The sequence below is a fragment of the Ruegeria sp. H3 genome (genome assembly GCF_056533095.1).
This window is the reverse complement of sequence record NZ_JBQFOD010000017.1, coordinates 14,656-28,018: the sequence shown is the minus strand read 5'-3', so window position 1 is coordinate 28,018 and position 13,363 is coordinate 14,656. Positions and strand designations below refer to the sequence as shown.

Below are 13,363 nucleotides of genomic sequence, written 5' to 3'. Positions count from 1 at the left end.
AATAAATCCGAACGTGGAGATATGAGATGAACGCAAACGTTTTGGCCAACGCATTTGGCCCACGCGAAGGGACGGCGCTGCGCGTCAAGCAGGTGGCTCTGGTTGTCTTGGGTGTCGCCGCTCTGGCCATCGCCGCAAAGATCAAAGTGCCAATGTGGCCGGTCCCGATGACAATGGGTACCTTTGCCGTTCTGACCATCGGCACAGCCTATGGCGCGCGTCTGGGTCTGGTCACCATGATGGGCTATCTGCTGGTCGGTGCTTTGGGCTTTGACGTTTTTGCCGGTTCGTCGGCTGAGAAATTTGGCCTGACCTACATGATGGGCGGCACGGGCGGCTATCTGGTTGGCTACCTGCTGGCCACCGTCATGCTGGGCGCCTTGGCCGCACGTGGTTGGGACCGGTCGGTTGGCAAACTGGCATTCGCACTGCTTTTGGCCAACGTGCTGATCTATGTTCCCGGCCTGCTGTGGCTGGGCCAACTGTATGGTTGGGACAAGCCAATCCTTGAATGGGGTCTGACACCGTTCCTGGCAGGGGATGCGATCAAGCTGGCTTTGGCTGCACTGCTGATCCCTGCGGTTTGGAAACTGGTCGGAAACGCGCGCGGCTGACCGCGATTGTCATTTTCAATCTGAGTGACCCGCGCCGGAGAGATCCGGCGCGGTTTTTTTTGTTTTTGAGATTTTGCCTGGGTTACGAAAGCGGGTCGAAACTAGTTGCGTTCGGCCTGATCCCAGATTCGGGCCACCCAGTTCGCAGGTCGAAAGTACTGTCGCATCGCGCGGAGTTTGTGCTTTGACCTGAGCGCCCTCAGGATATGCTGTTTCGGAGGCAGGTGCGGAACCGCGTCGTTGTATTGCCCTTTGATCGCGTCCGGCGGGTTCAACGATCCGGCAAAGATGACCACGCGAGTTCCTTTGGGCGGGCACGTGTCCTTGAAGTAGTTCAGTGGGAAAGTCGGAATGCACTCGATCCGGAAATGGCGCACCCATCCGGTTGGCCAGAACTTTATACCGTTTGGTGCATTTTTCGTGACGAAATGCTGCTCGAACCGGTACTTGTCGGCCACGCCCTGAGGGTCAGCTGCAAAGATATCCTGAAGCGAGGCAAGGGCACCAACAGGCATGCGGTAGATCGAGGTTTGACCCAACCGGTTCAACGGTTTGGCCACGTTGCGCGCCAGGACGACATCCTGAGGATCACCAAACTCAAAGAACGGGTCCAAAGAACCTGTGATCGCAACATCCAGATCCAGGAACAGAAATGGCCCCTTTAGGTCGGCCAGTTCAGCAGCCCAAAGCCTGGATTTCGGCCATTGGCCGATGGTGCGTTCGGGCATGAAGCCCGGCATTTCAGGCAGGTCAAAACATTCAACGCCGGGGTCGACCCCTTCGCGTGTGTCTGTAAAGGCGACAAAACGGAAGGGCGGCGTCGTGTTGGCGCAGACCATCCGGTACAGACGGTTGATATAGGGGGCACCGTAGCGCGTGCCCCAGTTTATGCAAACGATCTGTTTGTCCATGCGCCTGCCGCTCACTGCACATTAAAGCGGCCTTGTGGCAGCTATTCCAATCAGTTGTCAATCAGTATGGTCGTGACAAGTGCCGAGCCTTCCAGCGTTCTGTGCACCGGGCATTTGTCGGCAATTTCCAGCAGCCGTTCCTTTTGTTCCTGGGTCAATGGGCCCTGCAATCGGATTTTCCGGTTGAACTGGTCCACTTTACCTTCGTTTGCCAGCCCTGCATCCTGTGCATGAACTTTGTCATGACACACGTCCACACTGACCCCGGTCAGGGGCCACCGTTTGCGACGCGCATACATGCGAATGGTCATCGAGGTGCAGGCCCCAAGCCCGGACGAAACGAACCCATAAGGCGACATGCCGCGATCTGTGCCGCCATATGAGACAGGTTCATCCGCCACGGCATGATGGCGCGGTCCGGCCTGAATGTCCTGCAAAAACCCATCCGGGTCTGCTTCGGTCACGCGAATAACGCCTTCGGGCGCGCCGGGGGGCGGGGCCGGGGGGCGCAGGGGCACGTATCGCGATACCCACGCAGCGATCACATCCGCCGCATACTCCGCATCTGCGGCACGGGTGATCAGATGATCGGCATTATCAAGCGTCACAAAGCTTTTGGGATGCTTGGCGGCCAGAAAGATGGTGCTGGCGTTGTCGATGCTGACGGTTTCATCCAAGGGTGCATGAAGGATCAACAAGGCGGCTTTCAATTCTGCCACCGAGGGTGTCAGGGCCGTCTCAGCGATGTCGTCTACAAACGCTTTGCCAATACGGAATGGTCGACCACCCAGCGAGACCTCGGCGCTGCCTTCCTTCTGTATCTCGGTCAAAGCCTGTTCGAAATGGTGCGAAACATGGCTAGGATCAGCAGGGGCCCCAAGCGTGACCACCGCTTTGACCGATGGGATACCCGCGCGGGCGCGCAGCACAGCAGCACCCCCAAGTGAATGGCCAATCAGCAGGGCCGGGGCCATATTTCGGTCCGCCAGATAGGTCGCCGCCGCAATCAGGTCTTCGACATTCGATGTGAAAGTGGTGTTGGCAAACTCGCCCTCGGAATGCCCAAGTCCTGTAAAGTCGAACCGAAGCACAGCGATCCCCATCGCCGCCAATCGGGCCGAGATACGGCGCGCGGCAGGGATATCTTTGGAACAGGTGAAGCAATGGGCAAACAGGGCCGTCGCCAGAACCGGACCATCGGGTAAATCCAGCCGAGCGGCAAGTTGGCCGCTATCATGACCGGCAAAGGTGATGCGTTCCGTAGGCATTTCGGCTCCTTCCATTGGGGGCGTTTGCAATATTGCGATCATGCAGGGCCTGCCACAACCTATATGTCAAAGGCGTCACGGTAAGGTGAGGGACTGCCGTAAGGTTGGTGACGGGTTTGTGGTCCGTCATCGAAACCGGAAGATAAGTCATACATTCCGTTTTGTGATGTATAGTCAGTCAAACATTCGTTTTAATTATTTCACATAAAGACCCATCTTCGCGCTATCGAAACCATAGCCGGAGGGAAACATGGTAGATATTACAGCAAAGCCAAATGCACCCTGGGTTGGCATGGAACGGCTGGTCGCACTTATTCTGGCCGTCGTCTTGGGGTTCGCACTGGGCCAGTCCTTGCCACTTAGCGAGAATGAGCACTCTGATACAATCAGCCCGCCCGTCGAAGACTGGCATGGCAACGTGCGGCGGTCGAACTGGCCTGACTAACCGGGTTGCTATAGCCCCATAAGCTGGGCATCAAACGGATATCGCGTCAGGTTCTCATAGCCGTCTTCGGTTATGAGAACCTGATCTTCCAGCTTGATCGAGAAATCGCCGCCCACCTCGCCAACCGCAGCCTCGACACACAAAACCATGCCGGGTTCCAGCGGATAGTCATAAGCGCCTGCAACCGCCTTGTCCGGGTAGGCGACCAGAGGCCATTCATCGCACAGGCCAACGCCGTGCATCAAGCAGCCATATTTCTGGGCCTGAAACTTATCATCCAGCCGGTGCGAATTCGCTGTCAACTCGGGGATCATGACGCCGGGTTTCAGCATCTCCATATTGGTCATGATATGCTCATGGGCATGTTGCATCGCATAGATCATGTCGGCACGCGGTTTCTGATCCCCGATCCACCAAGTGCGTGAAATATCGACGCAAATCCCGTAGGAACCGACCAGATCGGTGTCAAATGCGATGATTTCATTCTGCTGCGTGATCCGGGGGCCGCATTCCTGGAACCAGGGGTTTGTGCGTTGGCCCGACGCCAAGAGGCGCGTCTCGATCCACTCACCACCGCGGCGGATGTTTTCGGCATGCAGAACGGCCCAGATGTCATCTTCGGATGTCTTTCCATCGCCCACATTGGCGCGCGCAAAGGCTTCCATCTCGGCCACGGCGGTTTCACAGGCATGGCTGGCACAGCGCATGGCCAGGATTTCATCGGGTCCTTTGATGGCGCGGGTTTTCTCGGTCAGCTCTTCGCCTTCCATGATCTCGAAACCCTGTGCCTCAAGCGCGCGCAGCCCGTGCAGCATGATTTTGTCGACGGCTAGACGTTTGTTGCCGCCGCCATGTTGCTCGATCAGCACCCGCACCTCGTTCGAGAACACATCGGCGGCCACATCCACCTTGTCGCCACGGTCAAAGTAAAACAAATCCGCGCCTGAGCGCTGCTCGCGAACCAGAGGGTTGAAAGTGGAGAGGAAGGGGGAGTTCTTGTAGTCCCAGATCACCATATAGCCATCGGCACACAACAGGACTGCACGAAATGGGTTGTGTGTATTCCAAAGCTGCATATTTGTGCTGTCGGTCGCGTAACGGATGTTCAGGGGATCGAAAATCAGCAAACCACCATAACCGCGATCTACGATAGCCTGGGTTAGGCGTTTCCAGCGAAACGCGCGCATCTGGTCCAGATTGGGCAGCGCGAGTCCTGCGGCTGACCATTCGTCAAAGGCCAGTTGAGTGGGCCCGATCTCGATTCTATCGTTGTCGTTCGGTGTGCCATCGCCCAGCGTTTCGCCACGGGTTGGGTCGATTTTACGGGTATCCCGATAGTGTTGATTCACAACGCGCCTCCCTCAGATTGAGGCAATCTTGTTAAGACGCTCGAAAGACGTCGCAGAAGATTGCGACCGCCCGCTTGTCGTTTTTTGACCGACATTCGGGAAATTCAATGATAGCTGGTTTTTATGAGTGTGATCCTGCAAAAGAAAATTCCTTACGATCCGACGGACTTACGCGCCTTGCCGGGCATCCAGCCGACACAGATGCAGGATTGGCTGTATCAGGATGATGCCTTTGCAGCGCAGATGAATAGACGCGCGGCGCTGCTCTGCGAACGGCGTGACGATGTGCTGGCGCTGGACCCGCAGGCAGAAGAGGCCGCGCAGGAGTTGTTGGAGCTGGTTCTGGCAACGGCTTACCCCAGTGCAACTGATCACGTAGTGCGGCCTGACGGGGTGCGCGTTGAAATTGATACGGCACGACCGATGGATACGCTTTGTCTGCTGGTGCAAGAGGATTTCTGCATTCTTCAGAAGCATGGGAACGAACACGTGCTAACAGGTGCGGTTCTGTGCTTTCCGGCCAGCTGGCGCCTGTCGGAAAAGTTCATGCGGCCTTTGGTGGATATTCATATCCCCGTTGACAGCTATGATGATAACATTGCGCGGCGCGTTCAGCGTCTGTTTGATGGGATAAAGCCTGACCGACCGCTGTGGCGCTTCAATGCGCTTTGGTATGAAGACCCCGAGCTTTACCAGCCCCGCAGCGCCAGCACCCCGCGTAAAAAGCCCGAGGAGGGGACAACCTCGTACCTACGTAGCGAGCGCCAAACCTTGCTGCGTTTGCCGCGCACCGGGGCAGTTGTGTTTTCGATCCACACCCATGTTCTGGCCGCAAACAGCCTGCTAAAAATGGAAAACCCCGCCTGACGGCGGGGCCTCCAAGGAGGGTCTTCGGTAATTCGGTTACATGCCCAGGACGTTGGCCACGTCGGCAAAGGCATTGCTGGTGTTCAGCGCAACGATGGCAGAGGAAAAGACCAAAACCTGCGTGTTCAGCCGGAAATCTTCACCCCGGATCAGATTGACGGCTGCCATCGAACAGGCGATGGGCATGGAAACGCTGGCGATCACGCCCGTTACACACCAACTGCTAAGACGCAGGATGTCGCTTGGGCGGTCTTCGTCTTCGGTATTGTCTTGGATCTGCTCAAAAGGTTTGTTTTCGTTTGATGGCGGTTCCAGCGTCTCATCCGCGCGAAACGCGATGCTCAGTAGCTGGTCATCGGTCAGCTGGATCGGGCGAGCAGACGGGTTCGAGACCGCGATCTGTTCGTCGGGCTCGGGTATATCCACCCCCGCGAATTGGCCGGATATTGATTGGAAAATCTGTTTTCTGTCTCGGGATTTTCCGGGCGCCAGAGTGTCAAACGCACTCATGAATTGTTCAAGGGTCAAAACAGTACGCGGCGATAGCCATTCGACGCGACGGGTTGAGCAGATATCGACCATGCGATATAGCATGACCGCTAGCATCAGTTCTGAAATCTCCGGATCATCCAGTACAGGAGAGACCGGCGAGACAGTGATCTGCATCCTGTTCTGCGGGCGTGTGGCAATGCGGCGACGCGGTGCTGTTTTCAGACCCACCACCCGATCCAGGCGGTCATGATGGGTATCGGCGTTCGCGGCCTCGCGTTTAAGCGTCAGGCGCACAAGGTATTGGCTCGAGACGATGCTGGCCTCTGTGTGATTCAGCATCGCTTTGCGCTCGATCAGGTGACCGTAATCCTCAAGTGTTGTCGCGACGATCGAACTAAACCGTTCGATTGCGCCATCGGCGTCGCCATCGAATTGCAGGCCGCCATGATAACTGCGGTTCTGAGCCACGGGAGTTTCCTTTGTCGCTTTCGTTGCAAATCAAAGGTTAACAACCGTTTTTGGGTAGAATTTGACGAAAAGTGCAAAAAAATCAGAAAACCGGATGATTGATTACGCTTTGGAAACCAATAAAATAAGGGGTTTTTGCGACCGCTGTGGCGACATTGTGGCGAAATTGCGTAAATCACGTGTTGCGCACATGACTGGGCTATTGGTCGATTCGGGCGGCCATGATGGCGATGGATTGCTGATAAACCGTGGCCGCGTTCCACTGTTCGATAACGGCGAAATTGGGTTGCCCCGGCTGATAGCCGCGCCCCGGTTTCCACCCTTTTTTGCGCAGGAAATTGGCGGTTGAGGCCATTGCATCCGTCAGGTTGTAAAAATCCACGCGGCGATCCCCAGTGGCATCCACACCGTATTTCAGAGCATTGCCCGGCAGGAATTGTGTGTGACCCAGCTCGCCATGTTTTGCCCCTTTTGTCGCCATGGTGATACTGCCCTGATCGATCAGTTTGAGTGCCCCAATTGCATGGGGAACAAAGAACTCGGATCGGCGACAATCATAGGCCAGAGTGGTTATTGCTGACACAACCTGGCTGTCGCCCATGAAGTTGCCAAAGCCGGTTTCCATCCCGTGGATGGCAATCAGAACACCTGCTGGCACGCCGTATTGCTGTTCGAGCGCGGCATAAAACGTTGGGTTCCGGGCTTTGCGCTTGCGCCCTTGGGCGACAATCGTGTCTGCGCCGCGCACGCGCATGAACTTGTCCAGAGAGTATCTGAAACTCTTCTGATTTCGGTCCGCCGCGATGGTTCTTGTGGCATATTGCGTCTGGGCCAGCGCTTGAAGGCCCTTCTTTTTCACTCCTGCCTTGCGCGCTTGTTTGGCGAAATCAGCCTTCCAGGCCTCGAACCCAGCACTGGTGTTTCCGCAAGGAGCCGCAAGGCCAAGCTTCGGTGCAGACAAGGCGAGCACGAGGCTTAGAATGCGCAACATCAAGTCAATTCCTTTGTACAATCTGCATCAAGGCTAAACGCCAACCGTTCCAAGGCAAAGGCTTTAATACAGGTCCAACTCGCCTGCTTGCTTGAGGTCTTCGAACCATTCATCAGGCGTTTTGCCGATCTTGGCGTGTTTGACCATCATCGCATTCATGTTTGGCAGGTCCGAGGAGTCTGGCCAATTCTCCGGCTGCCAGAGGTTGGCGCGGATGACGCATTTGGGGCAGTGGGCAAAGGCGGTGTCGACATGGACCAGCAGCCCCAGTTTGGGCGCTTTGCCGTTGACGGCCATGGGGGCTAAAAGCGTCTCATCCGCACAGATACGCGCCGTGCCGCGAAGGCGCAGCGTCTCGATCTTTCCGGGTACAAAGAAGATCACACTGACGCGTGGGTCCTTCAGAACATTGTGAAAGGTATCAACGCGCTTATTGCCAGGGCGATCGGGGATTGCGAGCAAGTCGTCCGAGATGACATGCACGAACCCTTCGGGGTCACCACGAGGCGAGATATCAAGATACCCGTCCGGGTTGGCTGATGCGATCAGGCAGAAGGTGGACCTGTCGATGAAATCCCTGCACATCTGATCCAGAGCCGACAACTCCTTTGCGATGATCTGAGGCAATGGCGCGCCGGTGATGCCTTCCAGCTGTTCAGCCGAGGTCACATAGTCCGTGAATTGCGCGAACGGGTCATCGGATGACATGTGCTCTCTCCCAACTTGTTTTGACGGCCAGTTTGAAAGATCACAACAAACGAAACAAGGGCGCCCGAATGGACGCCCTTGCAGATGTAACCCAGTGCAGGATCAGCAGCTGTAGTACATGCCGTATTCTACCGGGTGCGGTGTGTGCTCGTAGGTTTCGACCTCTTCCATCTTCAGTGCGATGTAGCCGTCGATCTGGTCTTTGGTGAACACGTCGCCTTGCAGAAGGAAGTCGTGATCGGATGCCAGAGCTTCCAGAGCCTCGCGCAGCGAACCGCAAACGGTTGGGATGTCGGCCAGTTCTTCGGCAGGCAGATCGTACAGGTTCTTGTCCATGGCTTCGCCCGGATCGATCTTGTTTTTTATGCCGTCCAGACCGGCCATCAACAGAGCGGCAAACGCCAGATAGGGGTTCGCTGCCGGATCAGGGAAGCGAGCCTCGACCCGCTTGGCCTTCGGGCTTTCGGTCCACGGAATACGGACACAGCCCGAACGGTTACGGGCCGAGTAGGCGCGCAGAACAGGGGCCTCAAAACCCGGGATCAGACGTTTGTAGCTGTTGGTCGACGGGTTGGTGAAGGCGTTCAGGGTCTTGGCGTGCTTCAGAACACCGCCGATGAAGTACAGCGCTTCGTCCGACAGATCGGCGTATTTGTCGCCAGCGAACAGAGGCTTGCCGTCTTTCCAGATCGACATGTTCACATGCATGCCGGTGCCGTTGTCACCTGCGATGGGCTTCGGCATGAAGGTTGCCGATTTGCCGTAGGCATGTGCCACGTTGTGGATGACATACTTGTACTTCTGCAGCTCGTCGGCTTGCTTGGTAAGGCTGTCGAAGATCAGGCCCAGCTCGTGTTGACAGGACGCAACCTCGTGGTGGTGCTTGTCGACCTTCATGCCCAAACGTTTCATGGTCGACAGCATTTCCGAACGCAGGTCCTGGCTTTCATCAATCGGGTTGACCGGGAAGTAACCGCCCTTGACGCCCGGACGATGGCCCATGTTGCCCATTTCGTACTCGGTGTCAGTGTTCCAGGACGCGTCGGTCGCATCCACTTCGTAGGACACCTTGTTGATGCTGTTCGAGAAGCGGACATCGTCAAACAGGAAGAATTCGGCCTCGGGGCCCATATAGGCCACATCACCGATGCCCGAAGATTTCAGGTAAGCTTCGGCTTTTTCAGCGGTGCCACGCGGGTCGCGCTCATACGCTTCACCAGTGTCTGGCTCAACAACCGAGCAGTGCAGACAGATGGTCTTTTCCGCATAGAAAGGATCGACATAAGCGCTGTCGGTGTCGGGCATCAGTTTCATGTCAGATGCTTCGATTGATTTCCAGCCCGCGATGGACGACCCGTCGAACATGAAGCCTTCTTCGAGGAAGTCTTCGTCAACCTGATCGGCCATAACGGTCACGTGCTGAAGTTTGCCGCGCGGGTCGGTGAAGCGGATGTCGACATATTCTGCGTCTTCATCGCGGATCAGCTGAAGAACTGCGTCCTTGCTCATACTATCTATTCCTCTGGTTTGAAGATGGGTGTGTTACAGCGCGTCCGAGCCGGTTTCGCCGGTACGGATGCGAATGGCTTGTTCAACGGGCGAGACAAAGATTTTACCGTCGCCGATCTTGTCGGTTTTTGCGGCCGAAACGATGGCTTCGATGGCGGCGTCGACTTGATCGTCGTCCAGCACCACCTCGACCTTCACCTTGGGTAGGAAGTCGACCACATATTCAGCGCCACGGTACAGCTCCGTGTGACCTTTCTGGCGGCCAAAGCCTTTAACCTCGATCACGCTGAGGCCCTGGACGCCGACGTCCTGCAATGCCTCTTTCACTTCGTCCAGTTTGAACGGCTTGATGATCGCTTCGATCTTTTTCATCCCGGCTCACCTCGCATGGTTGTCAGACCCGCAGTGATCACGTCTAAATCAGGTGGGCAATGTGATTGCGGATTTGGCCTGTTTCGGATGGATGGAATCTTAGTGGCGGGTTAAGTTTTGTGCGCTTTGCACAAAATATAGACGAAATTGAATCGCATGAGGGTTCGAGATGGTGGAATTGCTGACGGCGGCGCAGATGCGGGCGATCGAACAGGCGGCCATCGGGTCCGGTAAAGTCACCGGGCTGGAGTTGATGGAGCGCGCGGGGCAGGGCGTTGTTGAGGCGATCTTTGAGGAATGGCCGGAGTTGGCGGATCGAGGGGCCAGCCCCTCGAGCTCCCCGGGATATTTGAGGCCAGATGAAGGGGATCCCCTGCGTGCGGTGGTGTTGTGTGGGCCGGGGAACAATGGCGGTGACGGGTTTGTTGTCGCGCGGTTGCTGCGAGAGCAGGGATGGGAGGTTGAGGTTTTTCTGTATGGCGATCCCGAGAAACTGCCACCGGATGCGCGGGTGAACTATGAGCGGTGGGTGAAAAAGGGTGAGGTGGCAAGGCTTTCTTTGCCGGTTCCGACAGAGGACGAAAAAGTCAATTTGGAGAGGTTGGCGTGTAGAACGTCAAACACCAAAGGCCCGGATCTAATTTTAGATGCACTCTTTGGAACGGGGCTCACTCGTCCGATTGATGGGCTTGAGAACGCACTTGAAGAGATTCAAATTTGCTCTGAATCGAGTACAGATCCTTGGTGGGCACGTGTTGTCTCAATTGATGTTCCGTCTGGTCTGTGTGCCGACAGCGGTAAGGTATTGGGGAACAAGGGTGTTTTGGTCGGCGCAAATCTTACGGTCACCTTTCATGGAAGAAAGTTCGGCCACGCTCTTGGCATCGGCCCCAAATATTGCGGGCGTACGGCAATTGCCGATATCGGTTTGTCATCTATTTATGAGGTTGGATCAGTTTCACGCAAGGCTGTCATTACATTCCATGGCGAAAGAAGATTGGGCAGGGTGTTATGCAGAGAGTTGGATGAAAGCAATTTGTCACCGTATCTCTCCAAGGAGCCGTTCGAACATAAATACACCCACGGCCATGCTCTGATCTTGTCCGGCGGCTCTGGCAAAACCGGCGCAGCCCGGCTGGCGGCACGGGGGGCTTTGCGGATCGGGGCGGGGCTTGTGACGCTGGCCGTTCCTCCCTCGGCGCAGATGGAGGTTGCGGCGCAGGTGACGGCGATCATGTTGCAGCGGGTTGAAGGTGCAGATGGGCTGTCTGAGGTGTTGCAGGACGAACGGCTGAATGCCTTGTGCCTTGGCCCCGGTTTGGGTTTGGACCGTGCGCGCGAACTCGTTCCGTTTGCCTTGGACGCTGGGCGCGCAACGGTTTTGGATGCGGATGCTTTAACCGCTTTTACAGATGACCCTGCTGCACTGTTCGCGCAACTGCACGAGAACTGCGTGCTGACGCCACATGGGGGGGAATTCGCGCGTTTGTTTCCGGATATCTCGGAAAAACTAAACGCTGTACCAACCACAGGCCCAGCCTATTCCAAGGTCGATGCGACGCGAGAGGCTGCCAAACGGGCAGGGTGCGTTTTGCTGTTCAAAGGGCCAGACACGGTGATTGCCGACCCGAACGGGCGATGCTCGATCAATGCTGCGGTCTATGAACGTGCAGCCCCTTGGCTGGCAACAGCCGGGTCGGGCGATGTACTGGCCGGGTTTATCACTGGTTTGCTTGCGCGCGGTTTTGGCCCGATGCAGGCCGCAGAAAGCGCAGCCTGGCTGCATGTGGAATGTGCCCGACAGTTCGGGCCGGGCTTGATTGCCGAGGACTTGCCTGAGCAACTGCCGGCCGTGTTTCGGACACTGGAGACGTGAAGGCAATCAGCGGGTTTTGGCCGAGATCGCTAAGAAATAGAGGCTTTGTATCGCTGCCGATCGCTGGGCGATGCCTGGGATTTGCAAGAGTCACGCCAAAGGTGCAAACTTGCCTTGGTGGATCAAAAGAGACACCACGCAATTCCAAGCTAGTGATCAAAACAATGTTTATGCCCACATCCGTGGGATTTGGCAGCTGAATCGACGGCGGGCGACCCGGAACCTGCATCACAGGAAACACATGTTTTTGTGATTGTCTGGGCAGTACCAAAACCTAAGCCATTGATGGTGATTGATATGAACTCTTATTTCAAACCAACATCTGCGACCGCCATTTTGGTCACAGCCACTGCGACCTCGGCGTTCGCCGAATTGAAGTATGAAAACAACAGTGGCGGTTATGTCGAACTGTATGGTCAGTTCAACCCGGCGCTGATCTCAGTCGACGATGGGCAGGAAACCGAAACCCGCGTGCTCGACAATGATCTGTCCAACAGCCGGGTTGGCCTGCGTCTGATGCAGCCCTTCGGGACCAACGAATTCACGTTCCGATTTGAAACCGGGTTAGGTTTGCCCGGATCGGCATCAGCTGATCAGTTCGGCACTAACAGCGATGGGTGGTCGCGTGAGGATATCCGACATGTGGATTTCGCGCTGAAAGGGGGATGGGGCAAATTCTCGGCCGGACAGGGCAGCATGGCCTCGGACGGGGCGGCTGAGGTGGACCTGACCTATGTTGGTACGGCGCTTTATTCCTTTACCAATGATGAGAATTCCAGCTTCTTTTATCGTGGTACTGATGGCGTTCTGAGTGACATCACAATCGGAGACAGTAGCAGCAACTTCGATGGGTCCCGGCGCGGCCGCATTCGCTATGACACGCCAGATTTCAACGGGTTTTCAGCCGCCATCGCCTATGGTCAGAACATTCTGTCCAGCAGTGATGATGATGACTACTACGATATCAGCCTTGGATATCAATCCACCTTTGCTGGCGGCGCTGAATTCAAAGCCGCGCTGGCCTTTGCCGTGCGGTCGCGTGATGACAATTCCGGGGACCGCAAGGATACGATCGGATCCGCCTCGGTTCTGTTGCCCAGCGGGTTAGGCGTTACATTCGCGGCTGGTACTCGGGATGAGGATGAGGCTGGCATCTCAGACCCCAGCTTCTGGTATGGGAAGCTGTCATATGAAGGCGATTGGATAGCCTGGGGAAAAACCGGTGTCGGTATTGACTACTATGACGGCTCGGACTTCGAGACCGACGGCTCTAGTACCCAGGCTTGGGGGATCGCTGTGGTGCAGCGGATCGACAGCATCAATACCGATGCCTACCTGAAATACCGCAATCACGATTTTGATGACGGTACCTCGTTCGACAAGAACGCGGCTTGGGTTTTGGGCGCGCGCTGGCGGTTCTAATACCGCGTTCTGAATGAACGCGAGCGCCCAGCTTTGATACTGAGCGTTTTTTCGTTGCAGACGCCCTAAAA

At 56.2% G+C, this 13,363-nt stretch carries 13 protein-coding genes; 5 read left to right on the top strand and 8 right to left on the bottom strand.

Translation table 11 applies throughout. The features are described 5' to 3' along the window. Window positions 1-26: 26 nt before the first annotated feature. Window positions 27-614 (top strand): biotin transporter BioY, encoded by a 588-nt coding sequence (locus ACR0JE_RS17020; RefSeq protein WP_480497481.1) that lies wholly within the window; start codon window positions 27-29, stop codon window positions 612-614. A gap of 101 nt (window positions 615-715) precedes the next feature. On the opposite strand, the gene ACR0JE_RS17015 is transcribed toward ACR0JE_RS17020, so the two are convergent. Then, window positions 716-1,525, bottom strand: a complete 810-nt coding sequence (locus ACR0JE_RS17015) for a glycosyl transferase (RefSeq protein WP_480542379.1) — start codon at window positions 1,523-1,525, stop codon at window positions 716-718. Between the two features lie 50 nt (window positions 1,526-1,575). Further along, the gene (locus ACR0JE_RS17010; RefSeq protein WP_480865022.1) at window positions 1,576-2,793 is read right to left on the bottom strand and encodes a bifunctional alpha/beta hydrolase/OsmC family protein; all 1,218 of its coding nucleotides are present in this window, start codon (window positions 2,791-2,793) and stop codon (window positions 1,576-1,578) included. 250 nt (window positions 2,794-3,043) lie between these two features. Here ACR0JE_RS17010 and ACR0JE_RS17005 point away from each other — a divergent pair, with 250 nt between their 5' ends. Next, window positions 3,044-3,238: a hypothetical protein gene (locus tag ACR0JE_RS17005; RefSeq protein WP_480542383.1), complete on the top strand. Its 195-nt coding sequence runs from the start codon at window positions 3,044-3,046 to the stop codon at window positions 3,236-3,238. An 8-nt stretch (window positions 3,239-3,246) separates the two neighbouring features. On the opposite strand, the gene dddP is transcribed toward ACR0JE_RS17005, so the two are convergent. After that, window positions 3,247-4,587, bottom strand: coding sequence for a dimethylsulfonioproprionate lyase DddP (gene dddP / locus ACR0JE_RS17000; protein ID WP_480865021.1), 1,341 nt, complete (start codon window positions 4,585-4,587; stop codon window positions 3,247-3,249). A gap of 123 nt (window positions 4,588-4,710) precedes the next feature. On the opposite strand from dddP, the gene ACR0JE_RS16995 reads away from it, so the two are divergent. Next, window positions 4,711-5,454 carry a heme-dependent oxidative N-demethylase family protein gene (locus tag ACR0JE_RS16995; protein ID WP_480865020.1) on the top strand — a complete coding sequence of 248 codons (744 nt, stop codon included), beginning with the start codon at window positions 4,711-4,713 and terminating at the stop codon, window positions 5,452-5,454. A gap of 36 nt (window positions 5,455-5,490) precedes the next feature. Here the strand turns inward: ACR0JE_RS16995 and ACR0JE_RS16990 are convergent, their stop codons facing one another. From ACR0JE_RS16990 to ACR0JE_RS16970, 5 genes are all read right to left on the bottom strand, one after another. Further along, window positions 5,491-6,414 (bottom strand): hypothetical protein, encoded by a 924-nt coding sequence (locus ACR0JE_RS16990; RefSeq protein WP_480542389.1) that lies wholly within the window; start codon window positions 6,412-6,414, stop codon window positions 5,491-5,493. A gap of 199 nt (window positions 6,415-6,613) precedes the next feature. Then, window positions 6,614-7,405 (bottom strand): lytic murein transglycosylase, encoded by a 792-nt coding sequence (locus ACR0JE_RS16985; RefSeq protein ID WP_480865019.1) that lies wholly within the window; start codon window positions 7,403-7,405, stop codon window positions 6,614-6,616. A gap of 63 nt (window positions 7,406-7,468) precedes the next feature. Further along, window positions 7,469-8,113, bottom strand: a complete 645-nt coding sequence (locus ACR0JE_RS16980) for an MSMEG_1061 family FMN-dependent PPOX-type flavoprotein (RefSeq protein WP_480865018.1) — start codon at window positions 8,111-8,113, stop codon at window positions 7,469-7,471. Window positions 8,114-8,215: 102 nt separating this feature from the next. Next, complete coding sequence (glnA, locus tag ACR0JE_RS16975) at window positions 8,216-9,622, bottom strand: type I glutamate--ammonia ligase (RefSeq protein ID WP_170530610.1); 1,407 nt, start codon at window positions 9,620-9,622, stop codon at window positions 8,216-8,218. A gap of 33 nt (window positions 9,623-9,655) precedes the next feature. Next, the gene (locus tag ACR0JE_RS16970) at window positions 9,656-9,994 is read right to left on the bottom strand and encodes a P-II family nitrogen regulator (protein WP_050602105.1); all 339 of its coding nucleotides are present in this window, start codon (window positions 9,992-9,994) and stop codon (window positions 9,656-9,658) included. 169 nt (window positions 9,995-10,163) lie between these two features. Between ACR0JE_RS16970 and ACR0JE_RS16965 the strand changes: the two genes are divergently transcribed. Further along, window positions 10,164-11,870 carry an NAD(P)H-hydrate dehydratase gene (locus ACR0JE_RS16965; RefSeq protein ID WP_480865017.1) on the top strand — a complete coding sequence of 569 codons (1,707 nt, stop codon included), beginning with the start codon at window positions 10,164-10,166 and terminating at the stop codon, window positions 11,868-11,870. A gap of 297 nt (window positions 11,871-12,167) precedes the next feature. Then, window positions 12,168-13,292, top strand: a complete 1,125-nt coding sequence (locus ACR0JE_RS16960) for a porin (protein ID WP_480865016.1) — start codon at window positions 12,168-12,170, stop codon at window positions 13,290-13,292. Window positions 13,293-13,363: the final 71 nt, after the last annotated feature.